Source organism: Polyangium spumosum (assembly GCF_009649845.1).
GTDB classification, from domain to species: Bacteria; Myxococcota_A; Polyangia; order Polyangiales; family Polyangiaceae; genus Polyangium; species Polyangium spumosum.
Window position 1 is genome coordinate 1 of record NZ_WJIE01000028.1, and the last position, 25,943, is coordinate 25,943.

At 68.0% G+C, this 25,943-nt stretch carries 27 protein-coding genes; 19 read left to right on the top strand and 8 right to left on the bottom strand.

Annotation, left to right across the window (positions count from 1 at the left end; genetic code table 11):
- The 19 genes from GF068_RS46745 to GF068_RS41215 form a co-directional block, all read left to right on the top strand.
- A partial coding sequence (locus tag GF068_RS46745; RefSeq protein WP_153825036.1) for a phage portal protein family protein occupies window positions 1–2,158 on the top strand: 2,158 nt, incomplete at its 5' end.
- A 182-nt stretch (window positions 2,159–2,340) separates the two neighbouring features.
- On the top strand, window positions 2,341–3,333 hold the full coding sequence (locus GF068_RS41130; protein WP_170319992.1) for a phage protease: 993 nt from the start codon (window positions 2,341–2,343) through the stop codon (window positions 3,331–3,333).
- Between the two features lie 12 nt (window positions 3,334–3,345).
- Window positions 3,346–3,759 carry a hypothetical protein gene (locus GF068_RS41135; RefSeq protein WP_153825038.1) on the top strand — a complete coding sequence of 138 codons (414 nt, stop codon included), beginning with the start codon at window positions 3,346–3,348 and terminating at the stop codon, window positions 3,757–3,759.
- Between the two features lie 18 nt (window positions 3,760–3,777).
- A complete protein-coding gene (locus GF068_RS41140) occupies window positions 3,778–4,725 on the top strand; it encodes a Mu-like prophage major head subunit gpT family protein (protein ID WP_153825039.1) in 948 nt (315 codons plus the stop codon).
- A 17-nt stretch (window positions 4,726–4,742) separates the two neighbouring features.
- Window positions 4,743–5,051: a hypothetical protein gene (locus GF068_RS41145; protein ID WP_153825040.1), complete on the top strand. Its 309-nt coding sequence runs from the start codon at window positions 4,743–4,745 to the stop codon at window positions 5,049–5,051.
- Window positions 5,048–5,473 (top strand): phage protein Gp36 family protein, encoded by a 426-nt coding sequence (locus GF068_RS41150; protein WP_153825041.1) that lies wholly within the window; start codon window positions 5,048–5,050, stop codon window positions 5,471–5,473. Before GF068_RS41145 ends, GF068_RS41150 begins: the two co-directional genes overlap by 4 nt.
- Window positions 5,470–5,925, top strand: coding sequence for a phage virion morphogenesis protein (locus GF068_RS41155; protein ID WP_153825042.1), 456 nt, complete (start codon window positions 5,470–5,472; stop codon window positions 5,923–5,925). Before GF068_RS41150 ends, GF068_RS41155 begins: the two co-directional genes overlap by 4 nt.
- Window positions 5,925–6,431 (top strand): hypothetical protein, encoded by a 507-nt coding sequence (locus tag GF068_RS41160; protein WP_153825043.1) that lies wholly within the window; start codon window positions 5,925–5,927, stop codon window positions 6,429–6,431. Before GF068_RS41155 ends, GF068_RS41160 begins: the two co-directional genes overlap by 1 nt.
- Window positions 6,431–8,479, top strand: coding sequence for a DUF2586 family protein (locus GF068_RS41165; RefSeq protein ID WP_240808165.1), 2,049 nt, complete (start codon window positions 6,431–6,433; stop codon window positions 8,477–8,479). Before GF068_RS41160 ends, GF068_RS41165 begins: the two co-directional genes overlap by 1 nt.
- Window positions 8,480–8,492: 13 nt before the next feature.
- Window positions 8,493–8,939 (top strand): hypothetical protein, encoded by a 447-nt coding sequence (locus GF068_RS41170; RefSeq protein WP_153817265.1) that lies wholly within the window; start codon window positions 8,493–8,495, stop codon window positions 8,937–8,939.
- Window positions 8,940–8,945: 6 nt separating this feature from the next.
- Complete coding sequence (locus GF068_RS41175; protein WP_153825045.1) at window positions 8,946–9,635, top strand: hypothetical protein; 690 nt, start codon at window positions 8,946–8,948, stop codon at window positions 9,633–9,635.
- 148 nt (window positions 9,636–9,783) lie between these two features.
- On the top strand, window positions 9,784–12,411 hold the full coding sequence (locus GF068_RS41180) for a tape measure protein (protein ID WP_153825046.1): 2,628 nt from the start codon (window positions 9,784–9,786) through the stop codon (window positions 12,409–12,411).
- Window positions 12,411–12,998, top strand: coding sequence for a hypothetical protein (locus GF068_RS41185; protein WP_153825047.1), 588 nt, complete (start codon window positions 12,411–12,413; stop codon window positions 12,996–12,998). Before GF068_RS41180 ends, GF068_RS41185 begins: the two co-directional genes overlap by 1 nt.
- Entirely contained in the window at window positions 12,995–13,666 is a 672-nt protein-coding gene (locus GF068_RS41190) for a hypothetical protein (protein ID WP_153825048.1), read from the top strand. Before GF068_RS41185 ends, GF068_RS41190 begins: the two co-directional genes overlap by 4 nt.
- A complete protein-coding gene (locus GF068_RS41195) occupies window positions 13,663–14,202 on the top strand; it encodes a hypothetical protein (protein WP_153825049.1) in 540 nt (179 codons plus the stop codon). Before GF068_RS41190 ends, GF068_RS41195 begins: the two co-directional genes overlap by 4 nt.
- Window positions 14,203–14,206: 4 nt before the next feature.
- Entirely contained in the window at window positions 14,207–14,614 is a 408-nt protein-coding gene (locus tag GF068_RS41200) for a hypothetical protein (protein WP_153825050.1), read from the top strand.
- Entirely contained in the window at window positions 14,614–15,759 is a 1,146-nt protein-coding gene (locus tag GF068_RS41205) for a baseplate J/gp47 family protein (protein ID WP_153825051.1), read from the top strand. The genes GF068_RS41200 and GF068_RS41205 overlap by 1 nt, the downstream gene beginning before the upstream one ends.
- A 14-nt stretch (window positions 15,760–15,773) precedes the next feature.
- Window positions 15,774–16,535: a phage tail protein gene (locus GF068_RS41210; RefSeq protein WP_153825052.1), complete on the top strand. Its 762-nt coding sequence runs from the start codon at window positions 15,774–15,776 to the stop codon at window positions 16,533–16,535.
- Window positions 16,536–16,539: 4 nt separating this feature from the next.
- Entirely contained in the window at window positions 16,540–17,568 is a 1,029-nt protein-coding gene (locus GF068_RS41215; protein ID WP_153825053.1) for a hypothetical protein, read from the top strand.
- Window positions 17,569–17,954: 386 nt separating this feature from the next.
- Here the strand turns inward: GF068_RS41215 and GF068_RS41220 are convergent, their stop codons facing one another.
- From GF068_RS41220 to GF068_RS41255, 8 genes are all read right to left on the bottom strand, one after another.
- The gene (locus tag GF068_RS41220) at window positions 17,955–18,248 is read right to left on the bottom strand and encodes a helix-turn-helix transcriptional regulator (RefSeq protein WP_153825054.1); all 294 of its coding nucleotides are present in this window, start codon (window positions 18,246–18,248) and stop codon (window positions 17,955–17,957) included.
- 41 nt (window positions 18,249–18,289) lie between these two features.
- Window positions 18,290–18,574, bottom strand: coding sequence for a hypothetical protein (locus tag GF068_RS41225; RefSeq protein WP_153825055.1), 285 nt, complete (start codon window positions 18,572–18,574; stop codon window positions 18,290–18,292).
- A gap of 26 nt (window positions 18,575–18,600) precedes the next feature.
- On the bottom strand, window positions 18,601–19,491 hold the full coding sequence (locus tag GF068_RS41230) for a hypothetical protein (protein WP_153825056.1): 891 nt from the start codon (window positions 19,489–19,491) through the stop codon (window positions 18,601–18,603).
- 25 nt (window positions 19,492–19,516) lie between these two features.
- Window positions 19,517–20,563, bottom strand: coding sequence for an RNA polymerase sigma factor (locus tag GF068_RS41235; protein ID WP_153825057.1), 1,047 nt, complete (start codon window positions 20,561–20,563; stop codon window positions 19,517–19,519).
- 39 nt (window positions 20,564–20,602) lie between these two features.
- Window positions 20,603–21,640 (bottom strand): hypothetical protein, encoded by a 1,038-nt coding sequence (locus GF068_RS41240; RefSeq protein ID WP_153825058.1) that lies wholly within the window; start codon window positions 21,638–21,640, stop codon window positions 20,603–20,605.
- Window positions 21,641–21,740: 100 nt separating this feature from the next.
- On the bottom strand, window positions 21,741–22,796 hold the full coding sequence (locus GF068_RS41245) for a hypothetical protein (protein ID WP_153825059.1): 1,056 nt from the start codon (window positions 22,794–22,796) through the stop codon (window positions 21,741–21,743).
- Between the two features lie 163 nt (window positions 22,797–22,959).
- Window positions 22,960–23,442, bottom strand: a complete 483-nt coding sequence (locus tag GF068_RS41250; RefSeq protein ID WP_153825060.1) for a hypothetical protein — start codon at window positions 23,440–23,442, stop codon at window positions 22,960–22,962.
- 245 nt (window positions 23,443–23,687) lie between these two features.
- A complete protein-coding gene (locus tag GF068_RS41255; protein WP_153825061.1) occupies window positions 23,688–25,391 on the bottom strand; it encodes a recombinase family protein in 1,704 nt (567 codons plus the stop codon).
- Between the last annotated feature and the right edge of the window lie 552 nt (window positions 25,392–25,943).

The window sequence follows — 25,943 nt, forward strand, 5'->3', positions numbered from 1 at the left end:
TCGCGAATCAGCAGACCTCGCGGAAGCGCTCTTGACCGACGAGCGGCTCGATGGCGCTCTCCAGCAACGGATCGACGGGCTGCTCGCGCTGCCGCTCTCGTTCGAGGTCTCGACCGAGACGGGCGACAAGGAGGCGGCGGAGCTCGCGCAGAAGAAGGCCGCGGAGGTCTGGTGGCGCTTCTGTCCCGAGCCTGTCCTGCGTGATGTCCTGAAGTGGTTGATCATGCTCGGCGTCGCGGTCGTGCAACTGAACTGGACCGAGGAGCGGGGGCAATGGCTGCCGCTGCTCGAGGTCTGGCATCCGCGCGATCTGTGGTTCGAGGGGCACGAGGTTACCTACAAGGTCGGCACTCCGACCGCGCAGATCGCGATCGGCGCGGACCCGTACAAGTGGGCGATCTTCGCCTCGGGGAGCCAGACACCCTGGATGAACGGCGCCGTCCGGCGGGTCGCGATGTACTACCTCGCGAAACAACAGATGTTCACGGATTGGGCCCATTACTCCGAGGTTTACGGGCATCCTACGCGGGTCGGGAAGTATCCCGCGGCCCTCGACGAGAGCGACGAGACGGCGCGGGAGCGCGATGCGTACCAGGACGCGCTCGTCAACGCGGGGAAATCGCCGGTGATCATGCTCCCGGTCGATATTGACAGCGAGGGCAAGGCGGCGGCGGGTTGGGATTACGAGCTCGTCCAGGCGGACGGCGCGAGCGCGGTCGAGGTGTTCGAGCGCGGGATCCGGTACTGTGACAGCGCGGCGGCGATGGCGATCCTCCGGCAGACACTCACCATGGAACCTGCGCCGATTGGCTCGCATGCGCTCGGGAAGGTGCATAACGCCGTCCGCCATGAGGGGAAACGGGCGGACACCGAAGGGCTCGCGACGACGGGGCATTTCGAGGTGTTGCGGCCGTGGGCGCTGTTCAACTTTGGGGACGAACGCCTCGCGCCGTGGCCGAAGTGGGACACGAGGACGCCCGAGGAGCGGGAGGCGCAAGCCGAGGCCGAGGTGCTCGAGGCGCGACGGCGGGCGGACGTGGCGAAGGCGGAAGCGGAAGCGCGGCGAGCCGTCGCTGAGGCGAAGCGGGCGGAAGCCATCGCGGCGGCCGAGGCGGCGAAGCTCCGGGCCGAGACGCTCGAACGTGTCGCGGGCGCGTTCGCTGCCCTCGGCGCGAGCACGCTCGCGAGCCGCGTGGATTGGGACGCGCTGGCGAAGGACGAGGGGCTCCCCCTGGCTCCGGCGGGCAAGTCTCAGCCGCGGGAGCTCGGGCGTCGCGCCTTGTCGGGAGGCGGGAAGGTTCTGCACGTCGTTGACGGCACGTATGAGCTCTTCCGCGCTCACTTCTCGCGAGGCCGGCGGCGCGTCGTCGACGGGAAGGACGTCAAGGCGACCGTGGGCATGGTGGCCTCCCTCGTGACCCTGCTCGAGGCGGGCGAGGTCACGCATCTTGCCGTAGCCTTCGACAACCCGATCACGAGCTTTCGAAACAAGCTGTTCGAGGGATACAAGGACGATACCGTCGTCCCGGCGGCCCTGCGCGCGCAGTTCGAGGACGCGGAAGCGGCGGCGCGCGCGCTCGGGGTCGTGGTCTGGTCGATGGACGAGTTCGAGGCCGACGACGCGCTTGCCACGGCATGCCAGAAGTACGCGCAGGACTTCGCCACGATCCGCCTCCTCTCGCCGGACAAAGACCTCGCGCAATGCCTGACGCGGGCGGGCGTCGTGCTCGTGGATCGTGCTCGTGGTCGGGAGCTCGCGGCGGATGGCGTGCGGGATCGGTTCGGCGTCGATCCGGAGAGCATTCCCGATCTGCTCGCGCTCGTGGGCGATGCCGCCGACCAGATCCCGGGGCTCGATGGGGTGGGCATCGAGGCGGCGGCCGCGCTCCTGTCGAGATACGGCCATATTGAAGATATCCCGGAAGATGCGACGGATTGGGACGTCGAGGTCTGGGGCGCGGAGCGTGTCGCGGCGGCCCTGAAGGCCGGTCGAGAGGACGCGCTCCTGTACCGCGAGCTCGCCACGCTCGTGCGGAATGTCCCCCTCGAAGAGAAGGCCGAAGAGCTCGCGTGGGGTGGGGAGAGCGAGGGATTTGGCGCATGGTGTGAGAGAATGAACGCCGACCATTTGAAGGGACGGTTGCCTGTCGCCGGGTGAACTGGCGTCGATTTCGTGCTCGTCGTCAATTGACGCGCTGAATCATCCATCAATCCGCCAGATATGGCTGATTAAACCCCCAAGGGTAGAGGGCTCCTATTTGAGGGGCCCTACACCCGATGAAACGCACGTCTCGTGCCACGCTTCGCCTTGTCGACCTATCCGGGGATCCCCCTGGCGAAGTGCTGCTCTTCCGCGCGGGCGTAAACAAGTCGTACAAGGGCCTCCTCCTCTTCGATGAGGAAGCCGCGCGGCGCGTCCTCGCCGATTTCGAGGCGCACGGCGCCGAACTGTTCTTCGATTACGACCACGCCTCTCTGTTCGGCTTCTCGAAGGGCATGGGCGAGGCGGCCGCATGGTTCCGGCCCGAGGTCCGCGAGGGCGCGCTCTGGGCCGTGAATGTCCGCTGGACCGAGGAGGCGGCCGAGAAGGTCCGGGCGCGGAAGTATCGCTATATCTCGCCCGCGGTCGATTACGAGCTCGATAGCAACCGGATCACGCGGCTGATCAACGTCGCGCTGACGAACCTGCCCGCTTCGCACGGGCTTCCGCCGCTGATGGCGGCTTCGCAGGGAGCAAAAGGCATGCTGGAAGGCGCGCTCGCGCATATCGCCTCGGCGCTCGGGCTCGATCCCGATACGGCGACCGAGGACGACGTGATCAAGGCATTCGATGATCACATGGCCGAGGAGGGCGGCGACGAGGGGGACGACGCGCTCAAGGATAGCGACGCGGCGGAGGCCCTCGCGCAGATCCGCACGCTCACCGGGAAGGCGACGGCGCGCGAGGCGCTCGCGGCGGCGGCCGAGGAGCTGCAAGCGGCGCGAGCGGCGGCAGTGGAAGACGAGATCGGCGCGCTCGTCGATCGAGGCGTCGCGGCGAAGCTGATCCCCGAGGCGGGGCGCGAGGCGTTCGTCAAGCTCGGCCGGAAGGACCTCGACGCGCTGCGGGAGCTCGTCGGGAGCACGGGCGAGGATCCCGAGCGGGAGAAGCCGAAAGGGGATCCGCCGAAAGCCGATCCCCCGAAGAAACCCGCGGCGCGGCCCTCGCCTCCTGCGACGCGGTATCAGCAAGCGACGCTCGCGGCGCGCACGCGTCGGAATGGGGAGTTTGATCTCCAGGTGGCGAAAACGCTGCGGATCGATCCCGCTGCGATGGACGACGGCGACGATTGAAGGAGCTGGGCCATGGTCCGTGACGTCAAGCGATACGGGATCGGCGTCTGCGTCGAGAGGATCGCGCCCGGCATGAAGGCCGGCGCGGTGATCGAGGAAGGCAATATCGTCTGCGTGGATGCCTCGGGCTACGCGGTCGAGACGACCGAGGCGGCGGATCTCCGGCCGGTCGGGCGAGCCTGCGAGACGAAGGACAACAGCGCGGGCCAGGACGGCGCCGAGCGTATCAACTGCGAGCCGGGGACGTTCCTGCTCCAGAATTCGAGCGGGGCCGATGCGGTGACCATGGCCGATTTCCTGAAGGACGTGTTCCTCGTGAACGGGGGGCGCGTCGCGAGGACGAGCGGCGGCGGGAAACGGTCGGTGGCGGGAAAGATGATGGGGCTCGACGGGGGCCGCGTCGCGGTCTCCATCGGTCCGCGCTGACGCGAGGAAGGGCGTTCGATGATCATCACGCGTTCGAGCCTGCGGGCGATGTTCAAGGGCTTCCAGGTCCTCTTCAAGAGCGGGATGGGCATGGCGGAGCCGTGGGGCTCGAAGGTCGCCCGCACGCTCCCGAGCACGGGCGAGGAAGAGACTTACTCGTGGTTGACCGCGATCCCGGGCCTCCGGCATTGGGTGGGCCCTCGCGTGGTCGAAAACCTCCGCTCGCGGAGCTTCACGATCAAGAACAAGCCCTTCGAGAAAACCCTCGGGGTCGAGCGGGAGAAGATCGAAGACGACAAATACGGGATGTATGGCGATTATGCGAGCCTGCTCGGGCAGCAGGCCGCAAAGCATCCCGACGACTGCATCGCGCCGATCCTTCTGTACGGGGAGCAAGCGAGCTACCTCGATCCCCTCGTCGGGCCGGTCTCGCTCGTCGTGTACGATGGCCAGCCGGTCTTTTCCGAGGTGCATCCGGTGGATCAAGACGATCCCGATTCACCCGTCCAGGCGAATTATTACCCGTCGGGGATGGCGCTCACGCCCGAGAATTACGAGATCGTCCGCGCGAACATGCGCTCGCTCGTCGACGTGAACGGGCGGCGGATCGGGATCAAGCCGGATACGCTGATCGTGAGCCCGCAGAAGGAAGGCACGGCCAAGCGGATCGTCGAGGCCGAGACGATCGCCCGCGGCGGCGCGCAGGAAGACAACATCAATCAGGGGACGGCCGAGGTGCTCGTGATCGATGAGCTGAGCGATTCGCCCGGGGTCTGGTTTCTCGCCATGCTCAAGAATCAACTGATGCGGCCGATCATCTGGCAGGAACGGCAGAAACCGCGGTTTCAGGCGCTCATGAACGGGAGCGAGTACGCGTTCGTCAATAACCAATACCTCGCGGGGGTCGACTGCCGGGGCAATGCCGCGCCGGCCGTCTGGCAGAGCATCGCGAAGTGTCGCCCGTAGGGCCGGAGGGAAGGACGATGATCATCGTTACGTGTGTTCCGCCTCCCGGATATGACGCCTATCGCTGCGGGTGGCGCGAGGAGGAGCGCGACGGGAAGAAGGTCCGGATCGGGCTCTGCTGGAAGGCCGGGGCAACCGAGCTCCCGGATGATGCGTTGACGCGCGAGCAAATCGAAATGCTGAAGCGTGATCCCGGGAAGCGGATCACGGTGCGGGAGCTGCCGGGCGTCGAGCAAGTGCGCGCGCCGAGGTCGAAGGAGCCGACCGAGGCGAAGGGCAAGGCGCCGAAGGAGAGCGGCGAGGCGAAGGAGACGGGGGAGACGTGAACGCGTACGCCACGCTCGCGCAACTGTACGCGCTCGGCGTCAACAAGGAGGCGCTGGCTCGTGTACCCGTCGCGGATCAACTCGAAGGGCTCGAGGCGGCTTCGCGGAAGGTGGATACGTATCTCGCGGATCTCAACCCTCCGCTGGCAGTCTTCACCGGGGCGATCGTCGAAGCTACCGCGGCGCTCGCGGCCTATATGCTCATGTCCGCCTCGGGGTTCGACCCCGAGCACGACGACTCGAAGAATCTGCGGCAACGATACCTCGACCAGATCCACTGGCTCGAAGGGCTCGACGGCGGAAAGAAGCTGCCGGGCGTGGTCGGGCAATCGGGGGCCGGAGGAAAGCGGCTCGGGCCGCGTGTGCGCGCGGCGGAGCTGCGTGGATGGGAGCGCGGGTGGCGAGGAGGGCGGCGGGCATGAAGCTGTCACGAATCGCGGGGCGCGGGCTGCTCGAAATGGCCAAGAGGCTTCGAGGGCTCTCGAACGGCTCGCATCAAACCGAGGTGCAAAAGACCCTCGGCAAAGAGGCCGTCGAGCTCGTGAGGGACGGCATCGAGTCCGGGCGCTCCCCCGACGGGGACGCCTGGCCAAAGCGCGCCGCGGATGGCGCGCTCGCGCTTCAGCCGCTCGCGGCGCACGTCGAGTATCGTCCGCTTCCGCCGAACCCTTTCGAGTGCGCGGTCGAGGTGCGGGTGAATCACTGGACCGCCCATTTCGCGCAACGGGGGACGCTTCAGCATGGGGTCATCCATAACCCCGAGCGGGCGCTCGTGCCCGATGGCCAACCCCCTCCGGGGTGGATTGCGCGCATCCGCGCGAGTGCGGGCGTCGCTTTCTCCGCGGCGGTGCGGCGCGCGGTCAAGGGGGAGTAATGGGCGGCTGGGACGAAACGAGCCTCGGGCGGTTCGCCAAGGAGCTCCATGCGAAAATGAACGTCGAGGGGCTCGACCTCGCGATCGGAAAGGACGAGGGGCGCGGGCTCGCCTCGCCCGCGCGGCTGATCGTCTCGGCTCCTGAACATGAGGACCTCGAACCTCCGGCGCAGCAAGGCGGCGCGGGGAAACACGTCTGCGAGGACCGCGTGATCGAAGCGACGTTTACGATCTGGGGGAGCTCGCCCGTCGAGGCGGAAGGCGTCTACCTTCGCCTGTTGCAATCGGTGCGGGAGCTCGGGGTGAGCCGGCGTGCGCGCGGATATGGGCGCGTCCAGTGGATCGCGGGGGCCGGGCGCGCGGGTTCGGCGGGGGTCAAGGTGGTCGTTCCGATGTCGATCCGCCTCCCCGTGGTCGACGTCGATCTGCGACATGCGCTGATCCTGAAAGCCTCGGTCGAGGGGGAGACGGCTGCGCCCGATGGCTCGAAACGTGAGGGGTTCTGATGCCGAGCGCTGAAATCACGTTTACGGAATTCGGGCCGGCGGGTGAGCCGGCATCCGCCGCGCGGGTGGTCGCCAAGGTCGGCGTATGCTCGGCGGGGTCGAAGAATACCGCTTATGCGTTCGATGTTCCCTCTCCGGTGGCGAAAGCCCTCGGCGAGGGGCCGCTCACGGAAGCCACGGCGCAAGCGGTCCGCGTCTCCAGGCAGCGCACGCTCGCGGTTCCCGTCGAGGCGAGCATTCCGGGCGTCCTCGGGCCGCTCACGCAATCGGGCCCGGGGCCGGCGCTCGTTCTCTCGGGGGATCCGACGGATGCGGCGGCGGTGCGTGTGCGCATCACGAAGAGCGGGCCGCAAGGTGTCGGGCGGTTCCGCGTCTCCATTTCGGGGACGGCGGCGGGCGCGCAGGTGGTTCCGCGGTTCGGAACCGAGCTCGCGATTCCCTCGCGGAAGGCGGCCGAGGTGACGGGGACGCGGGATCTGTCGCGGCTCGCGTATGCAAAATCGGCTGTCATCCGCGGCGACAAGGACCTCGGGGCGTCGGGCCTCTACGGGCCCGGGGGCTTGCTCGATGGGAAGAGCATCGAGGCGAAGATCCACGGCGGCGAGGTGTCTTGCGTGCTCGAGGCGCCGAAGGACGGGGCCACGCTGCTCGCGCAACTGTCGAACGCTTTCGCCGCGTGCGTGTTTTCGCTCGACGTGGGCGCGCGGCTCGTGTGGACCTCGAAGGCCATCGGGAAGGCGGCGACGATCGAGCTCCTCGGCGGCTCCGCGCTCGGCGTGCTCGGGCTGGTGGTCGGGCTGAAGCAAGGCGAGGCGGGCGACCTCGACGGGACGACGGTCGATTTGCAGGAAGACACGGGCGATGCACAGAGCATCAAGTTCGATGATCCGCCCGCTGATCCTGCGGCGGTCGTCGCGGCGATCGGGAAGGCGAACAACGTGGCGGCGTCGCTCGTGGCTCCGGCCTCGAAGCTGCGGCTCGTGAGCAAGACGATCGGCGAGGGGTCGAGCCTCACGATCCTCGGCGGGAGCGCGATCGAGCTGCTCGGCCTCCCAAAGGCAGCGGCGAAGGGGCGCGAGGCGGACCATAAGATCCCGGGCGTCGGCGTGACGATCCAGTTTCCCGCGGCGGCGTTCGTCAAGGACACTGAATACGCGTTCGTCTGCAACGCGCCGGGGTTCGCGATCGAGGCCGTGATCGAGGCGATCGACAAGCTCGTCCACGTGAAGGCCGATTTTCGGCTTCTGCATGTCGTCGGCGAGCTCGCCGATGCTGCGGAAACGAGGGCGCTGGCGGAGGCGCTCGACACGAAGATCGCTGAGCTCGAAGCGCTCAAGCGGCCGATCGTCGCGATCCTCGGCGCGCCCCTCGGCGAGACGGACGAAGCGCTCGCGGAAGCCTTCGAGGGCTTCGTTTCGCGGCGCGTGTGCGTGTGCGCTCGTGGCGCGTGGCTCCGCGGTGGGACGCTGCAAGGGTCGTTCTTGCGGTCGCAATCGTGGGCGGCCGCGTACAAGGCGGCGGCGCTGCGGTTCTCGTCGGACCTCGGCAACCATGATGACGGGCCGCTGAAGGAGGTGGACGCTCTGCCGGTCGATGAGGGCCTCGCGACGGTGAAGCTCCGCGCGGCGCGGTTCACGGTCATGGATACGAGCGGGGGGAACGTGTACTTCGCTCGCGGTCTCACGATGGCGGACGAACGGAGCCGCTATCGGGATCTGAACGTGGCGCGCGTCATGATCGAGGCGTACCTCGCGGCGCAGCCGGTCCTCGATAACGAGATCAACAACGATCCGCCGCTGAACGAGGACGGGACGCTCGAAACGAATACCGCGGGGGCGATCGATCGAGCGGTAACGAATGCGTTGGCAAATTCGCTCATGCCCGACCACGCAAGCGCGGTCCGGGCGCGCGTCATCCGCACGGACAACGTCTTCGAGACGAACCTGCTCCGGGCGCGGATGACCGTGGTCCCTCGGGGGCAAATCTACGGGGTCTCGGCCGAGCTCGGGCCGGGGCTCTTGACGGACAACGAGGAGGAGGGCGGCTGATATGGGCCATACCGTGACCACTCCGCGCGGGGAATTCGCTCATGATGATCTAACGATCACGGCGATCCTCCACAACGGCAAGCGGCACACGTTCACCACGTGCTCCTCGATCACCTACGGCAATGGCCTGTCCTCGAGCACGGTCGGCGGGACGCAACCCGGGCCGAAGGCGCACGGGGGGCGGAAGGCGGAGCCGAAGTGCGAAATGGAGATATCCCGCGGCGAGGAGGACGAACTGCGCGGGAAGCAGGGGGACGGCTGGATCTATCGGACCGTGGATCTGCAAATCGTCTATTCGCTCCCGGGGAGGCCGGACATCATCGATCGCGTGGAGACGTGGCTGCCGCTCGGGGATGAAACGTCCTCGCAAGCCGGTGATCCATCAATGACGAAGCTCGAAGGGAATTGCCTCAAGGTGATCAAGAATGGAATCGATCCTTTCAAGAAGCCGAGGAGCTGAGCAAAAATGCGCAAGCTGACGGATGAGGTGCGGGCGGACCTGCGGCGGACGCACGGCGGGGAGCTGCGCCTGATCGAGGTCGAGGATCGCGAGGGCGCGGCCGTCGTGGTGAAGCCTCCGACGCGGAAGGCGTGGGCGGCGGCGTTCGATGGGCTCTCCAAGCCTGCCGGGCGCCCGGACGCGCTGCACAACCTGCTGATCGATTGCGTGGCCTGGCCCGATGCGGCGGCGCTCTCGGCCGTACTCGAGGAGGTTCCCGCGCTGTCTGAACTGGCCTGGCCGATCCTGGCGGAGCTCGCCGGGGCGCCCGACGACGAGCTGGAAACGATCCCGCTCGGGAAGCTCGGTTCCGATGACTGGATCACGCTCGCGGCGGCGGGCCTGGCGGAGGCGAAGTGCGCCGAGCTCGCGGCGGAGGCGCGCGGGCCCTCGCAACGCGTCGCGCTGCGGCTGCCGACGGGCTTGTGGTTGCTGAAGTGTCCGAGCTCCTCGCAATATACGGCGGCGCGGCGGCTGACCGCGCAAGGCAAGGTCTTCGAGGGGCTCTATCGGCTTTCCCTCAACGCGATCGAATGGCCGACGAGTGAAGCCGTGGCGGCTGTCTTCGAGCGCGCGCCGGGGCTCGCGAGTGCCGTCGGCGAGGTGGTGATGGATCTGGCCGGCGCGGGGGCAAAGCTTCGCGTGGGGGGGATCTAAGCCTGCTGCGACAGGCGAGAACGGATCCGGGCCTGGTCGCGGACGGGCTCCTCGAGCTGTGCGGCGTCGATGCGGATTCCGAGCCGGCACGCGCGGCGGCGCTCATGATTGCGGCGTTTCTTCAGTCGAACATCAAATGGGCTGACTCATGACCGTCTCCGAGAAACTCGTTCTGCGCGAAGATGTGGCGCGGCCCGCGGCAAAGGCGGCGGCGAGCGTGGAGCGGCTTGCGGGCGCGCTCGGCGAGCTCGGGGCCGTCGAGGTGGACGCGCAAGCGGCCGCAAAGATAGAGCGGACGGCGAAGGCCGCGGCGGCGGCGCAGGATCGCGCAACGGAGGCGGCGAAGCGGGCGGCGGCTGTTCGAGAGGGGGCGACAAAGACTGAGGCGAAGGCGCGCGAGGCCGCCGAACGCGTTGCGAATGCGACGCGGGAGGCCGAGGACAAGGCCGCGGCGACGGCGAAGAAAGCCGCGGCGCTCCGCGAGGAGGCCACGAAGGCCTCCGAAAAGGCGGAGGAAGCCGCGGCTCGGGCGGCGCGGCTCCGGGAGACCGGAATCACGTCGGATAAGGCAGACAGGGAAGCCGCGCGCGCGGCGGCCAAGGCGGCGCGCCTCCGGGCGAGCGCGGATCGGGCCGAGGAAGCGGCGCGAGAGGGCTCGGCGGCAGCGGCGCGGGCGCAGTCGTCCGCGGAGCGCCAGGCGCAACGGCTCGGGGAGAAGGCCGCGAGGCAACGGATAGCGGCGGAGCGCGCGGAAGCGACGGCGAAGAAGCGCGCGGCTACCGCGGAGCGCGCGCAAAGCAACGCGAACAAGGCGAAAAGCAAGGCCGAGGAGGCCAGCGCGAAGCGCGTGGCCAAGGCCAAGAAAGACGCCGACAAGGCGGCAGCGCGGGAGGCCAAGAAGCTCCCTCCGGGGATGAGCAAGACGGAGAAGCGCCTGCTGGATTCGATACACAAGTTCAATCCGGCGCAGGAACGGCGTGAGGCCATGCTGGAGAAGCAACTGCGCAAGATGCGGGAGGGGGCGCGCGTCGGCGTTGATGAACCATCCAAGGAGGGGGCCGGCGGCGGATGGGAGACGCTCAAGCAAGGCGCAAAGGCTGCGGCGCTCGCGGAAATCGCCTCGCGGGTCGCCTCGGCTGGGGCGCGCGCGGCGCTCGATCTGGGCTCGGCTGCCGTCGATGCGGCGGCGTTTCGAGAGGATGCGACGCGGGCGCTTGGCATTTTGCGCAAGTCCAAGGGAGACGCGGATCACGTTCTCCAGACGGCCATCCGAACGGCGGATTTCATAGGCCAAGGCCGTAGGGCTACGCTCGCGCAAGTCGTGGGCTTGCTGGGCAAATTCGAGGACGCTGCGCTCGTCGATCGGATCATCCGGTCGATCGCCGATCTCGGAACGGTCAACCCCGAGGCGAACGTCGACGCGATCATTCGCGCGATGGGAAAGATCCAAGCGCAAGGCTACCTCCAGGGCGATGAGCTCAACATGCTCACCGAGGCCGGCCTCGCGGCAGACAAGGTGTACACGCAGCTTGCGCGCAGGCTCGACAAGACGACCGATCAAATCCGAAGCATGCAGGGCGCGCGGAAGCTCTCGGCCGCGGATACCATCGAGTCGATCCTGGGGGCGATCAACGAGCAAGCTGGCGGCCGTGCGCCCGGCCTCGCGGCACGGGCGAAGTCGCTGGAGGATATCACAGGGATCCTCGGCCGCCTCCAAGCGATGCCGGGGAACCTGCTCATGGACCTCGACGTGACTCCGGGAATGCGGTCCTTCAAGGCGTTCGTGGGCGGCGTGCTCGATAGCCTCGATCCCTCGGGGCCGCGCTGGGGAAGGATCACGGGCGCGCTCGGGCGCGTGCTCAATTCAGCGTTCGGCGGGATCTTCGCAGAGCAGGATCCCGGGAAGTTCATCGATCGCTTGGTCGCGAAGATGGAGCAGGCCGAGCCCATCATCTCGGCGCTCGTCTCGGGTTTCCGGACGGGGTTCGGAGGTGTCCTCGGCGTGTTCGAGAAGCTCGATTCGCTCAGCGCGGGCGCGTTCGGCGAGGTGGAGAAGGTGCTCGGGATCGACAAGATCCCCTGGATCGAGCGGGTGGCCCAGGGCGTCGGGTTGATCGCCGGTGTCGCGGGCGTGGCGATCGGGCTGATCGGGGTGATGGCGTCGAAGTGGGCCTCGTTCGTCGGGTCGGCCTACACGGCGGTGCTCGCGACCTACGGCTATCTCGTGACCTTTGTGGACTGGGTGGGGGGCCTGTTCTCCGGCGAGGGCCTCGCGGAAGCCGGGGCATCTGTGGGGACTGCCATCGTCGATGGCCTGGTCGGCAGTATCCGCGCCGGTGCGCTCGCGGTCGCTGGCGCGGTCAAGGCCATGGCCGGTGGGGCCATCTCCACGGCCAAGAGCGTGCTCGGGATCGCGAGTCCCTCGCGTGTGTTCGAGGGGATCGGCTGGAACATGGCCGGCGGCGCCGAGGTGGGCATCACGGGCGGCGCGGGGCGCGTGGTCCGCGCGGCGGAAGCCATGGCGTTCGCGGCGACGCGGGCGGCAAATGACAACATCGTGACCCCCTCGAAGGCCGCTGGCGTCGGCGGCTCCGGGATCGCTTCGAGCTCGGGCGCGCGGGCCGGGCGCGGGGGCGCGTACAGCGGCGAACGCGTGACGATCCACGTCGAGAAAATCGAGATCGTGATCCAGGGCAGCGCAACGGAGCGCGACGGGGAAGCCGTCGCCCGCGGGCTCTGGGCCGAGCTCCAACGTCTCGCCGAGGAGGCTGCCTGATGCCGATTCCCGCGCCGAGCGATAACCCGGACGTCTGGGATACCGTGACCCTCGGGCCGGGTGATCTTCCGCCGAACCCTCGCGAGGGGACGGCGACGCTCAAGGTACAGCCAAAGGCGAAGCTCGATACGAAGCGGAAGGGCGGCGCGTCGAAGCCGACCACCACAAATGCAGCGCGCGAGCTCGCCGAGGTGACGATCACCGTGCGTTTCACCGAGGCCCTATGGCACGACATGGAGGCGGCGATCGAGCGGCTCCAACCGGGGAGCGGGCCGCACAAGATCGGGCATCCCAAATGCCGCCTTGCGAAGATCAACGCGGTTTCCATCGAGTCTTACGAGGGCCCGGATTGGGACGAGTTCCAAGTCGGGACAATCGTCTGGCATTGCAAGGAATGGGCGCCTCCGCCTCCGGCCGAGGTCGCTGCGAAGAAGCCGGACGCGGTAGAAACGCCGAGCACGGCTGTTCCGTACGAAAACAAGCCGTGGCATGAGGTGAAGCCGGGGAGCACGGTTGCTCATAAGGGCATCGGCGCGCTCTTCGCGACGGCGGCGGCGAAAGCCGTGGCGGGAGCGAACCGGCCGTGAGCCTCGTTCAGATCGGCGCGCTCGAAGTGATCTCGCTCCGGCTCTCGATGCCGCTCGCGGGAGCCTGGACGGCGGAGGTCGAGGTCGACACGGGCGAGCCTCTCGCGGGCTCGGTCGTGGTCGCTATGGGCGTGGAAGATGCCGCGCCGGTCGAGTTCTCGGGGGCGGTGCTCGAAAGCCGGGCGTTCGAAGGGCGCGCGCGGGCCTTCATCGTCGGCGGGCGTGGAGGCCTGCGGCGCGAGCTCCCTCCGCGGCAGTATCAACTGGCTCCGCCTCGCCTCGTCGTCTCGGCGATCCTTCGCGAGGCCGGCGAGGAGGCGGCCGAGCTCGAAGGGCTCGACGGGCTGCCGCTGCTCGCGCGGTGGGTTAGGGCGCGTGCTCGGGCCGGGGACTCCCTCAACGTGGTTTGTCGACGTGCGGGCGTCTCGTGGCGGGTTCGGCGGAACGGTACAATCCGCGTCGGCGTCGAGACTTGGCCCGCGTATCCCGGGCGGCCGTTCTGCGTCTCGGAAGACGGGGCGCACGCGCGGGCGATGTATGCGCAAGAGGCGCCCGACATCGAGCCGGGCATGCTGCTCGAGGGGCGGCGCGTCGGGCGCGTCGTTCACCACGTGAACGATGCTGGCGCCTTCCGGACCGAGGTCATCTTCGACGAGGGCGGCTCATGACTGCGGCGCGCGAGAAGGAGATCCTCCGGCGGATCGTGGCGCAAGCGCTCCCGGTTCCGCTGCAATACCTGGCCGCGCATGATGCCACGGTCGTGGCGCAAGGGACCGACGGGACGCTCGATCTGCGCCTCGATGCCGCGGACATGCCCGGTTTATCGGGCGTCCCGATATGGCTCGGTCTGCCGGGCGTGCGGGTCGAGGTGGCGAAGGGCGCGCGCGTGAAGGTCGGGTTTTCCGAAGGGGATCCGGCCAAGCCCTTCGCGGGGCTGTGGGAGACGGATGCGGCCATGATCCGGATCGTCCTCGGTGGCGGGACGAAGGCCGTTGCTCGGGTCGACGATTCCACGGATTCGGGGACGCTCGTCCTCCGGACGGTCACGGAACCGGCGGCCCTTTGCACGATCGAATGGAAGCCGCCCGGCTCGGCGGTGGCGATCGTCCTCGGGGCCCTCGGCGTCCAGGTCTCCGTGCCTTCGGTGGTCGAGATCCCGATCCGGGGCATCATCACAAGCGGGCTCGCCTCGCTGCTGGGATAGGCCGATGGCGATCGATTACGGCGACGATCTAAGCACCTTTGGCCCGGATGGGTCGATCGATATCGATTTCGATTCGGTCGTCGAAGGACCGCGCGTCGTCCTCGAGGCCGTAGCGCGCCGGTGGCTCATGAGCTCGGGTGCGTTGCCCTGGTCGCCCGCCGAGGGCGTCAACGTCCTCCGCATGATCAACGCGGATCCCTCGCCGACGGATCTCTATCGCCTCGGCGAGCTCCTCGAAGGTGAGGCGCTGCAAGAGCCGGGCGTCGTCGGGGCCTCCGTGCGCGCGGAGCTGCGGGGCGGCGTGCTCTTCATCGTGGGGCGCCTCGAGCTCGCCGAAGGAAGCTACCTCCTCACGGTCGAGACGGGCGAGGCGCGGCGCGTGTTGTTCCGCCCGCTCGGGGAGGCTGCGTGATGGGCGCGCCGTCGCTCGCGGCGCTGCTTCGGGCTCGCCGAAAGGACGTCATCTTCGAGGACCTGCTCGAAAAGGCCCACGGGCTCGGGCTGCGGGCGCGCGGCTGGGACTCGAAGAGGATCGGGCGCGTGCTCCTCGAAATCGAGGCGCAAACGGTCGAGGCGTGGGAGGCGGCGAGGATCGCAATCACGCGCGGCGGATACCTCGGCGACGATGAAAGCGGGCCCTTCGGCGCGTGGCTCGATCTCGTCGCGCTCGGCTGGTTCCAAGAGCTGCGGCGCGAGGCCATTCCGACCGAGGGGCGGATGGTCCTCACGGAGTTTGCCGACGACTCGCTGCACGTCATCCAACCGGGCGAGCTCGCGGCGGTGTTCGGGCCCGAGCTCGCCGATCCTCTCCGGTACGTGAACGTTGACGGCGGGACGCTACCAAAGGGCGGAAGTCTCGCGCTCACCTTTCGGGCCGAGGCGCCCGGCGCGAGGTACAACGTTCCTCCGTCGACCATTTCGTTTCTGAATACGCCGCTCCAGGGCGTGAGGATCGCCAATCCGGCCGATCCCGCGACGGGGACATGGATCACGCGGGCCGGCGCGGACGAAGAGAGCGATCCGAGCCTCCGCGCCAAGTGCCGGGATAAGTGGGGCTCCCTCGGCGCAGGTGGAAACCTCGCGGCCGTCCGCTATCGCATTCGCAAGGCGGCCGAGCTCTTCGGGCTCTCGGTCTCGCGGTTCCGGGTTCGTGACGATAACCCGAACGGGCCCGGGAGCGTGGACGTCTATCTCGCGAATCCGGCCGGGCCGGCGTCGGCGGCCGAGGTGAAGGCGGTTCGGGGCTACCTCGCGGGCCTGAAGGCCGTGGGGACGGGGCCGCTTCGGTGCTTCGCGGCAACGCTGCTCGAGGTGCCGATCGTCGCGGGCCTGCGAAACCCGACGAATCCGCACGCGGTGGCGGAGGCGATCGGGCGGCTCGTCGCCCTGCAATCGGATTACCCTCTCGGCGAGGCCCTCTACCGCGCGCGGCTGATCGAAGAGCTCGTCGATGTCGCCAGCGGGACGGTGGATGTGCGGCTCGTGTCGCCCGCGCGGGACGTCCTTCCGAAGGCGACGGACGCAATCGTCTTCGTCCCTCAACTCATCCTGCTTTGAAGATCCGAGGGCGCATGGCCGACGAGTTTCGAGAGCTACAGCACGGCAATATCCCCGACGGTGGACAATGGACCGACGCGGAATGGCTCCGCGGCCCGAACGCGCAAGCCTTCCTCGCTCTGCTCGGCGAGACGAAGGACGCCACGCTGGACGAGCTCCGCGCGGCGATCAAAGCGCGCTGGCCTGGGCTCGGTCCGCCCGATGCGCTGCGCTTGCAGGGGCAGGGCTTCGACGTCGAACGCTTCGAGGGCGAGACGGACGAAGCCTACCTGGCTCGGCTGGAACGGGCTTGGGAGACGCATCGAGGCGCGGGGACCTCGGGGGCCATCGAGGAAAGCCTTCGGGCCTTCGGGCTCCCGGATGTGCTCGTGATCGAGGATTGGCAAGGGCGGTTCGCGGAGGGGTCCTGGTATTCGCGGTTCTGGGTCGTCCTCGGCCCGGATTTCGGGACGCTCGGGATCGAGCCGCTGCGAATGCCCTTCCTTCTGGGGGAACCAACGCTCGGGAGCTCGGCGACGGTGGCACAAGTGCGGGCCATCAAGCGGCAAGTCCTCAAGTGGAAGGACGCGCACGGCTTCCCCGTCCACATGATCCTTCGCTTCCGGGACGCTCCGATCCTCGGGCTCGGGCTCGAGCTCGGCTTCAAGCTCGGCGGCTCCGAAGGGAGCGGGGCGGCGTTCTGGCCGATCGGCGCGGCGAACATGCTCGGGGAAATGACGATGCCCTTCCGGCTCGGCGGCGGTTACGACATCGATGGAGGCGGTCATGGCTTATGATTTCATGGGTTCCCTCGTCTTCCATGCCTTCGTTCGCATGCTGAACGACGGGGAGCTCGTCAATCACGAATCCCTCTACCGTCTCGGTCTGGTCCGCCTCGCGGATCGGACGGCGTACCTACTCGATGCCATCGGTCGAGCGCGCGCGGAGCTCGCCAGCGTGGCGAACGGGACGCGGGCAACGCTCCTCGGCTCGAAGCGGCTGTCCGTGTTCACGCAATATGACGCCGAGACGAACCCTACCGGCGAGCTTGGGCCGGGGGGGCTGCTCGACGGGAAGACCCTGCTCCTCGGCGAGGACTCGGGGCCGGCGGAGCTGGTCCAACTCGCGGCGCCGATGACGCCTGCGGACATCGTGCAGCAGATCAAGGCGGGCGCGCCCAAGAACAAGGACGCCGGGCTCGATGATGAATCCCGGCTCGTGCTCATGTCGAAGACGTTGGGCGCGAGCTCCTCGCTCTCGGCGAGCGGGACGGCGGCGGCGATCCTCGGCCTCCCGAGCGGAACGGCGACGGGGACGGGGGCGATCGATGATGGAGCGTCGCGGGTCGGCTTCTTCGAGCATGGCGCGATCCCGACGGGAAACGTCCGCTCGGCCCTCGTCGGCCTGATCCAAGCGGTGGACAAGCTCGGGAAGACGAAGGCGGCGCTCGCGGGGGACACGTTCACAGGGCCGGTTACGTTCGCGGGGCCGGTCACGTTCAAATCAGGAACGCAGGATACGATCTTCGCGAATGCGCCGAATGCGGACGCGGTGCTCGATGCGAGCACGGCAAACGTCTTCCTCCTGCCCATGCTTACGGGAGCACGGACCTACACGCTCGCGGAACCCTCGGGGGGCGCGAGGCGCGTCCGCGTCGTGCGTACTGCGATCTCGGGCTTCGGGGCGCTGTTCCGGCGGCAGGATAGCGCGATGGTCGGGTTTCCGCCGAACGGCCAAGCGTGGGCGGAGTTCACGCATTTCGATGATGGGACGGGGGCGCGGTGGCGGCCTACGGCTTGGGGCGGGAGCGTTTCGCAGGTGATTTGGTAGTCTCGCAGGACGAGTTCGGGCGCTTAGCCCGTGAAGGTTCTCTTTTCGGCCAGCACTTGCTCACGCGGCTCGTGCTCCACTGGACTTCAGACGCCATTCTGCGAACCGTCTGGTGGAACTCGTCCGTATGCGTCAACTCGTACCCGAGGAACAGATCTCTTCCCTGTTCGGACCGGGGCAGCATGCTCCAAAAGACGTAAATACGCCCATCACTGCCGATCGCAATCTCCCCGGTGACTGCCCACGCCAGTAAAGGCCAATGCCCGAGCCGCGCGAGTTCTCGCCACGTAATGGCAAACCCCATGAACCAACGTCGACCCCGCTTCGGGCTGCCACGCACGTAGACGCGCCCATCCGTCGCACAAACGAAGTCGCGCTTTGCCACATCATCCTGCGCGCTTGACATGGCTTCCCGGGTCGCTTTCTCGACCCCTCGACAATAGGGCCTCCAACCCGCTGGGAATCACGTCCTGCACCCGGACCCCGAGGCCTACGGCGATCTTCACGCAGGTTTCGACCGTGAGGTTGATGCGCCCATTTTCGATGCTGGACAAGGATCCCTTGCTCACGCCGCTCGTGTCGGCGAGCTTGGCCAACGACATCTTCCGGTTGAGGCGCAGTTCCCGGATGCGGTCGCCAAGGGGCCTGAGAAGCGGCTGGACGGCTTTTCGACGCGGCATGGATCAGTCCTCGAGGCGAGGTACCGCCGGGCGGATCGTGGTCAACGCTTTCGCTTGCTCTTCGGGTTCGCGAGACGGACTTCCGCTGTGATGTTGAAGGCGATCTTGTGCATCGCGGAGGCGGCGCGCTGAGCCTCGGCGGGGGTCATTGCGTACCCCTGGAACATGCGGCGACCCTCGCGCTCCTCGGCGGTCAGGTGCTCCGCGTTCACGTAGAGAAGGCCATCGGAGCCAAGGGCGAGCTCGGTGAACAACTCCTCCGGCTCCTTCTCCTCGGGGAACGTCAAGGGCGCCGCGTCGTCTTGCTGAATTTGCGTCTTTGCCATGGTACCACCTCTCGTGCCGCGCTTGTTCAGAGCGGGCGGCGAAGCTCGATGTGCGTGAGACAGCCGCGGACGGGATTCGAGATCCCGAGCGAAACCTCGCGCGGGTCGTTGGTCTCCAAGCAATAGAGCGCAATCGCTTGTTGCTCCTCGAGCTGCTCGAGGGCGCGATTCAGGTCGGACCGGCGTACCTCGGGGATGCGCGCGCGAACCCACGCGATCGGCACGGGGTCGCGCGCGGTTGCGCAGAGGCGCGTGACTGCGAAATGGACGACCGCGAGGACGCGTTCATGACTGGGAAGACGCTGGACGAGCCGGGCTGTGTAGAGGACATGCTCCGCCGCGTCGAGATACGCGGGCGACAGTCGAAAGAGGTTGTGGAGAAGGATCTCCCCGATCTGCTCGTGGGAGAGTTCGCCTTTGCGATGGAACGGCGGCGGCGGAAGGACGCTCGCCAAGGGCGGTGGATTGAGGCGCGCGGCGAGGCGCTCGCGGGCGCGGCGAGGCGCTCCGGCGATGAATGCCAGGATGGCGAACACGAAATCGAGGGCGCGGCGCGGCCAAGGGACCGGCGGAGCGCACTGCGGATCGAGCCAAGTGTCGCGCTTCTCCTCGGGCGGCGCGCTCGAACGCACCCCCGAGGCCGGCGGCGCGACGCTCGACGCGCAAACCACGGTGGGATCGTCCTCGTCCATTGGATTGATCGGCTGCGCGGACATGAGATCCTCCAGGCGAAAAGACACCGTCCGCTCGGGCCGGTCGTGGTGCGAATGCACAACGTCCCATTGCGAGCTGCACGGGGATACACGACAAGCGAAGGGGGCCGCGCGTCGACCTGGGCGACGGGTCGGCTCCTGCTCCTCTTGGTCTCTCGTGCGTATAGTCGGAGGATGGCTGCGGTTTTCCAAAAAAAACCGCACGCGGTCGGACGTGTGGAGAAAGAGGCTACGGTGTAGGCTTACAGGGGCCGTGCGTCGCAAACGCGGCGGCAAAGGCGCCCGTGAGCTCGCGGCGGAGCTTGTTCGCAGTTTCGCAGTCCCCCCGGGCCTCGGCCGCCTTGATGATCCGCGCGAGGTGGCGGTTCTTCGCGTTGATGTCCGCCTCCGGAGGGGCTCCGCCACGTGAGGGCGGAGCGGGCGCGGGGGCTGGCGCAACTTCGGGGCAAACAACCGCGCGGTCGTGCTCGAGGATCCCGCCCGGGGCGCCCGGCTCCCCCGAGGTCGCGACGGTGACGAAGATGGGCGAGAGTCGCGCGACGGCTTGGGGGCTGCGCATGAGAAGGAAGACGACAAGCCCCCCGGCGGCGGCGCTGGCGAGCATCGAAAGCACGCGCCGAGCTCGCCCGCCAGGCTGCGGCGCAGGGGGCGGGACGGGGGCCGTGAAGGTGACCGGCGCCTCCGGCTTGTCCGTCGTTCCGCCCGCCTCCGCGGCGCCGTCGTGCATGTGGCTCTCGTCGATGAGCGGGAGGATCGTGCGGCTCGTGATCCCGCGCTTCCTGAACTCCTCGGCGAGCGTCGCCACGGCCTTCGTGAGCAAGTGATGCGCCGTGCTCATCGGCAACTTGAACTCCGCCGCGATCTCCTTGGTCGTCAGGTCGTCGACGAACCAAGCCCGCAAGATGGCGCGGCCGCGCGGGTCGTGCGTCTCGAGGCTCTCGAGGATGTCTTCGAGGTGTCGCTTGATCTCCGCGTCGTTGCACTCGTGCTCCGGGTTCGAGTCGGCGAGATCCTCCTCGGCGAGGCGAGGCGCCGCGCGCTCGTGGACGGCGCGCTTCTTCCAATAGTCGGCCGCTACCCTTTCGGCGATTCGCTGAAGGAACGTGCTCATGGCCCGGACCTCGTGGGTTTCGAGGTACTTGATCGCCTGCCGGTACACCTCTTGCCGCAAGTCCGGCACGTCGACGGCCGGGACGTGTTGCCTTCGCAGGCAGGCGTCGATGGCGTCCTGGTGGTTCGTCAGAAGGGCGAGCGGGTCCTGGTCACGTGCATCCATGCTGCGGTTCCTCGTTCCTTCGGCAAACGCGGTGCGGGGTCACGGGCGGCAACACAAGGTCCGGGGGCCGACGAGGGCGACGTCGCCCGAAAGCTCGCCCCCGGAAGCCTCGCAAACGCCGGCATGGTAGGTCGGGGCCGTCGCTGCCTTCGCTGCGATTCCCTGGCCTTCTGGATTGATATCGAGGCAGGTCGGCTTGGTCGAAGAGGCGGACGCCTTGAACGTGTCGGCTGAGCACGCGGCGTCCTCGTAGAGGGTGATCCACGCGGAACATGAGCTCCCCTCGGGCGCGCCGCACGTGCAAGGGGAGCACGTGCGATGGTCCTCGAATGCCTCGTAAACGATGACGCGGTCGATGTAATCCTCGGCCGGGCACGCGTGGATCCCGAGACGCTCGACGCAGTGGCGGAAGCCGTCCTGTTCGGCGGGAATACAATGCTCGTCGGATTCGCACGCGCCGAACGCGCTCCCCTCACAGATCCGCGCGAGCTGGGAAAAAGAGGGCACGGGGGGCGGTACGGTCGTGCTGTTCGAGGCGTCGACAGCCATGCACGTCTCGTCCTCGACGCCAAGGGGGCCGAAGGTGACGGACTGCACGCACGGTACGCCGGGCCCGCAGGAAAGGTCCGCGGGGATGGCTCCCTCGGCGGTACAAGCGCCGTCCCAACCGGCCGGGGGGTTGGTCGGCGTCGCAATCGTCCCCTCGGGAGGCGTGCACGGGGCCGCGTGCGCGGTGATGGTCGAGGGCAAGGTGCATGCTCCCGTCGACGGGCGGCACGAACACGGGCCGCACGGCTTCGGGGGGATCACGAGATCGGCGTACCAGGTGTACTGCTCGACGGGCGCGGCGTCCGGGCAGGCGGGCGCGGTGCCGTCGTTCGGGCCGATCCACGCGAGAAATGGGAAGGTAAACCCGGCGGGTCGGAACGGCGCGCAGTCTCCCAAACACTCGAAATTGCAGTCGTCCCCCGGGATGATACTTGGAACGTCGGCGTCCTCGTCACCGGAATCTGCGTCTGCGCCTGCGTCGGGCGCGCCTCCGCCTTCGCCGTCGTCGATGGGGCGAACGATGACCATGCCTTCGCTGCAACCGATGAAGCCGGCTGTCAAAACGGTGATGAAGGTGGCGGCGAGAAAGTGTTTCCAGGGTAGAACAGTGAGGCTCCTCATTATATGATTACTCCATGAGGTTCGCGGACACATTGACGCCAATAGCAATGCGGAGGACCGGTGATCGCCAGAAGGTGGTTTCTCCTGTGGTTTGCGACGGGTCGAGCGCTACAGCGATGCTTCGAAGCTGCATGTTCACGTCCACGTAGCCGTGCAACCTGAAGCGTTCGGAGAGCCGGATCCGGCCGTCTATCCGACCCCCGAAACCTACCGAGAAGGCATCCGAGGCCGTCACGTCGTAGGCCGGACCCAGGTCGAATTGAAGCTGGCTGAAGCTGACTACGCCGCACGCGTCGACGTGCTTCAACGCAAGGCAAGGGAGCACGGATCCTGTCCAAGCCACGGTCCGGCCTGGCAAGTCCCTATCTCCGATGCCGGACGCTGGGGTGATCAAGCCGCGGACCTCCGCGAAGGCGGCGAAAAACGGCCATCGTACGCCAAGCAAGCCGCTTCCTCCCACTGCGACGCCGGGCAAGCCATAGAGCGACACAGCCGGGCCGGCGGCGGCTTCTACCTCGAAGGGTGGTTCCTCCCCGTTGGGCGTCGAGCTTGTGACGGACGCTGGCGCTCGTGGGACGAGGGCCGCTAGGGACTCGGGCGGGCGAAAGGCGAAGGTGTGAAGCTCGGGCGGCTTGACCTCGATCTCGGGCGGCGCCGCGAGGTGCGGCGGCGGGGCCTCGCTGCTCCACGCGCGCGCACCGAGCCGCGCCTCGACGAGGGCCGCCACATCGTAGGCGAGCTCGCGGCAAGTCCCTTGCGGATCCGTTCGGCCATGCCAGGGCTCGACCCCCTCGGCGGGATCGGGTCCCCAAATCTCCGCCTCGAAGCCCTTCCCGACGCGTTGGACCTCGATCCGGACGACGGGCGAGACGTCGGTCCGGACAACCAAGTATCCGAATTCGCCCGCGAGGAGAAGCGCGAGCTCCTCGGCGTCGGGGCACCCCTCGGGCGGCGTCGGCGCGTACTCCAGGCGAAAGGCGATCTTCGGTTTCGCCGCGAGGGCAGGCGGCGCGAGCGTGAGCCCGCAAAACACGGCGGCGAGGCTGGCGAGGCGGCGCGGCATGACGCTGGGACGAAGCTACGCTCGGTCTTCGCGGGGATGCAAGCGCCGTTTGCCGGGGCCACCTTCCCGCGGGGGAAACGCGAGAAGTCCCGAGGTGGGTTGCGGTCGAGAGGTTCGTCCGGGGCGCTGTCTGCGCGCGCTCCCCTCCCCTACCCCACGGGCTTCAGAACTCCGCCACGGCCTTCCGCGTCTTCGCGACGAGGGGCTCCGGCACGGCTTGCCCGCCGAGGTTCATCATCACCACGAAGCACCACGAACGCTCCGAACCCACGAAGACGAGCTCCTTCTCTTTCTTTCGCGGCTCGACGGCGCGGTATTCCTCTTCCGTGCGGCACTGCGGGACCATGACGGTATTGTCGACGGACAGGCCAAACCCGTTGGCCGTCTGAATGCACGTTCCCGCGCCGTGGGCCGTCCGGAGCTTGTCGCAAAGCGTGCGCGCGTCGCGCGCGGGGCTCGTTGTGGTAGTCGAAACTTCGGTCGCGGCCGGCTCGGTCTTGCCCTTGCTGGAAGCTCCTCCCACCACGACGAGCACACACGAGCCAAGCCAGATGAAGCCGCCCGCGAGGACCAGGGCCCACGGGATGGGGGTGGACTTCTGCGGCGGCGGGGGCGCGGGGCCTGCCTGCGCGCAGGCCGGGTGCATCGGTCCGGCGGGAAAGGCGACGTACGCGCCGTAAACAGGGTGGCGACACCCAAGGCATGTTCCGACGAGCGGCGGGTTGGGAGGGGGGCCGTAGGGCGTCATGCCTCCGGAGCTTACCACGGTGGGTTCGTCCGGGCACGTTTGCTGCGCGTGGTCGTGAGGGGGAGCCGTGCAGGGGACGCGAGGAGCGCGGGCCTAGGAACTGTGATCTGTGTTGCGTGTCCGGCCCTGCGTTAGGCAGACCGTCACGCAGCGAAGCCCATCCGCGCGGAGGCGACGCGGGCCAGATCGAGCGAAAACGCGGCGTTTTGTGGATGTCTTAATGTTTCGAATCCCGCTGGGGACGCTGAGTTGCCAAGTTCGATACCGAACAGTCTGCCAGGGGCCGACACACCGACCAGCCGCATCCGACGCTCTCCGGGCGTCGGGAGCGGCGTGGCGGTCAGACCGTTCGGGAAGAGCTTCTGGATGAACCGCCGCGCTTCGACCGGGTTCCGCCCGATCGCCTCCCGCAGCTCTTCCAGCCGCCGCCGGGCGTCGACCTCGAGCCGACGGACCTCGAGGTCCATCGCGGCAGGAACCGTCTTGGCCGTCCGGAGCCGCGCTTCGAGCGCCGTCAACTCCTTCTGACGCTCGCCCACCTTCGCGAAGAAGACGCCCCGCGCCTCTGCCGGCGCTTCGAGCGCGAGCTCCGCGAACCTGTCTACCTCGGCGCGCAGCTTCGCCGCTTGGCGCTCCAAAGCCTCGACCTCGTCGCCCTGCGACTTCGCCCGAGCCTCGAGCCGTCCCCGAAGCGCCGCGAGTAACCGACCGAGGAGCTCCTCCGTCATGACCTCCCGCGAGACCCACGCGAGCACAGCCGTGTCGACCGTCTCGACCTGGCGCCGCAAGGTCGACGCGCAGACCTGCCCGCCCCGATCGCGACGACGGCAGCACGTGTAGACCTTGATCGGATCGTACCCCTTCTTGCCGTTGACGACCGAGAGCGGACCCCCGCACTCCCCGCAGCGCAGGATCCCCGAGAGTAGGTAGCTCGTCGGCCTTCCGCCGTCCGTCGAGTGCCGCTCGTTCCGCTCGATCCGCGCCTGGACGGCTTGCCAGAGCTCTTCAGGCACGATCCGAAGGTGCGGAGCATCGACGACGACCACCTCGTGAGCGTGCGTCTTCGTCCGGACCTTCGTCCCGGCCTTGTACGTCTTGTGCGTGTGCCCCCACTCGATGCGCCCGACGTAGAGCGGGCGCCGCAGCATCGCGTGGATTGCAGCAGGCGCCCAGGCCCCGAGCCCATCCTTGCGCACCCGAGGAGGCGTGATCCCGCGCTCCGTCAGATCCTTCGCCACGGTTCGCAGACCTTCGCCGTCCGCGTAACGTTCGAAGATTTCCCGCACGATCGCCGCTTGCTCGGGATCGACCTCTCGCACGCGCCCCGCCCCGTCCGCCGCCGGAACGTTCCGGTAGCCGTACACCGCGCCGCCCGCCACGAGGCCCCGCCGGGCCTTGCGCTCGACGCTCTCCCGCGTGCGGCTCGCGATGCGCCGCCGTTCGCTCTCCGAGGCAAACCCACGCATGACCGCGACGAGCCGCGTCATCTCGTTGTCGAGGACCATCTCGTCGCCGGTCGAGTAGAAGAGGATCTTGACCCCGGCATCCGTCAGCTCTTGCGCGAACGTGGCCACGCGGAGCATGTCGCCGCCGAGCCGGGAATCGTCGCGAACGATGACGACGTCGAACTGACCCGCGAGCGCGGCATCCCGCAGCGCCGCGAACCCTCGCCGCCGGTGGGGAGCGAACTCCGCGCGGCTCGCCGTGTCGGTGAATTCGTGCGCCATGTCGAGCGAGTACCCGCGCTTCAGGGCGTAGCGCCTCGCGTTGTCGAGTTGGGTGTCGAGGCTCTCGACTTGATGCTCGTCCGTCGAGCGACGCGCGTAGATTGCAGCTCGGACCGTCATGACCGCGGAGGGTATCGCACGAGGTCTGCCTCGACAAGCGCGAGGAGCGCGTCGACGATCGCATCCTGCTGCTTTCGTGGCAGTTCATCCCAGAACCGAGCCCTCGAAGCGGTTGTCGGGCCACTCCCCGCCGACGAACCTGCCCCCCCACGTCCGCCTCGCCGAGCATCCGTCTCGCTCCCGGGGGCGTCCTGCGCCGAGGCGGGGGACGCGTCGACTTCGGTAGGGGGGATCGTGGAAGGGGAGCGTGCTCGCAGCATGGTGCCGTGGAGGAAGGTACCTACTGCCAGGCGCACTTTGCACGCGGAAACGACGCGGAGATAGGACAATTTCTGACATATCATCCGCTCGGATCCTGTGCGTACCGTCCGCCGCAGTGGGCCCGCCATCCAGGGCCCTGGCTCGTGTGCCCGCTCGTGTTGTCGTAGACGAACTCGCCAACGGTCCGAACGTCGGAAACCGCCTTCAATAACCGGCAGACGGCGCTCCCGGGCAAACGGGGCTTGCATCCCGGCGCGAACGGAGCGTAGCTTCGAGTCGTTCCGACATGCC

What these genes read in the sequence shown, in the direction of transcription:
- GF068_RS41135 (WP_153825038.1), top strand. Translation starts at nt 3,346, where the DNA reads ATGGTCCGTGACGTCAAGCGATACGGGATCGGCGTCTGCGTCGAGAGG.
- GF068_RS41140 (WP_153825039.1), top strand. Translation starts at nt 3,778, where the DNA reads ATGATCATCACGCGTTCGAGCCTGCGGGCGATGTTCAAGGGCTTCCAG.
- GF068_RS41145 (WP_153825040.1), top strand. Translation starts at nt 4,743, where the DNA reads ATGATCATCGTTACGTGTGTTCCGCCTCCCGGATATGACGCCTATCGC.
- GF068_RS41155 (WP_153825042.1), top strand. Translation starts at nt 5,470, where the DNA reads ATGAAGCTGTCACGAATCGCGGGGCGCGGGCTGCTCGAAATGGCCAAG.
- GF068_RS41160 (WP_153825043.1), top strand. Translation starts at nt 5,925, where the DNA reads ATGGGCGGCTGGGACGAAACGAGCCTCGGGCGGTTCGCCAAGGAGCTC.
- GF068_RS41165 (WP_240808165.1), top strand. Translation starts at nt 6,431, where the DNA reads ATGCCGAGCGCTGAAATCACGTTTACGGAATTCGGGCCGGCGGGTGAG.
- GF068_RS41175 (WP_153825045.1), top strand. Translation starts at nt 8,946, where the DNA reads ATGCGCAAGCTGACGGATGAGGTGCGGGCGGACCTGCGGCGGACGCAC.
- GF068_RS41180 (WP_153825046.1), top strand. Translation starts at nt 9,784, where the DNA reads ATGACCGTCTCCGAGAAACTCGTTCTGCGCGAAGATGTGGCGCGGCCC.
- GF068_RS41185 (WP_153825047.1), top strand. Translation starts at nt 12,411, where the DNA reads ATGCCGATTCCCGCGCCGAGCGATAACCCGGACGTCTGGGATACCGTG.
- GF068_RS41195 (WP_153825049.1), top strand. Translation starts at nt 13,663, where the DNA reads ATGACTGCGGCGCGCGAGAAGGAGATCCTCCGGCGGATCGTGGCGCAA.
- GF068_RS41200 (WP_153825050.1), top strand. Translation starts at nt 14,207, where the DNA reads ATGGCGATCGATTACGGCGACGATCTAAGCACCTTTGGCCCGGATGGG.
- GF068_RS41205 (WP_153825051.1), top strand. Translation starts at nt 14,614, where the DNA reads ATGGGCGCGCCGTCGCTCGCGGCGCTGCTTCGGGCTCGCCGAAAGGAC.
- GF068_RS41210 (WP_153825052.1), top strand. Translation starts at nt 15,774, where the DNA reads ATGGCCGACGAGTTTCGAGAGCTACAGCACGGCAATATCCCCGACGGT.
- GF068_RS41215 (WP_153825053.1), top strand. Translation starts at nt 16,540, where the DNA reads ATGGGTTCCCTCGTCTTCCATGCCTTCGTTCGCATGCTGAACGACGGG.
- GF068_RS41220 (WP_153825054.1), bottom strand. Translation starts at nt 18,248, where the DNA reads ATGCCGCGTCGAAAAGCCGTCCAGCCGCTTCTCAGGCCCCTTGGCGAC.
- GF068_RS41225 (WP_153825055.1), bottom strand. Translation starts at nt 18,574, where the DNA reads ATGGCAAAGACGCAAATTCAGCAAGACGACGCGGCGCCCTTGACGTTC.
- GF068_RS41235 (WP_153825057.1), bottom strand. Translation starts at nt 20,563, where the DNA reads ATGGATGCACGTGACCAGGACCCGCTCGCCCTTCTGACGAACCACCAG.
- GF068_RS41240 (WP_153825058.1), bottom strand. Translation starts at nt 21,640, where the DNA reads ATGGTCATCGTTCGCCCCATCGACGACGGCGAAGGCGGAGGCGCGCCC.
- GF068_RS41245 (WP_153825059.1), bottom strand. Translation starts at nt 22,796, where the DNA reads ATGCCGCGCCGCCTCGCCAGCCTCGCCGCCGTGTTTTGCGGGCTCACG.
- GF068_RS41250 (WP_153825060.1), bottom strand. Translation starts at nt 23,442, where the DNA reads ATGCACCCGGCCTGCGCGCAGGCAGGCCCCGCGCCCCCGCCGCCGCAG.
- GF068_RS41255 (WP_153825061.1), bottom strand. Translation starts at nt 25,391, where the DNA reads ATGACGGTCCGAGCTGCAATCTACGCGCGTCGCTCGACGGACGAGCAT.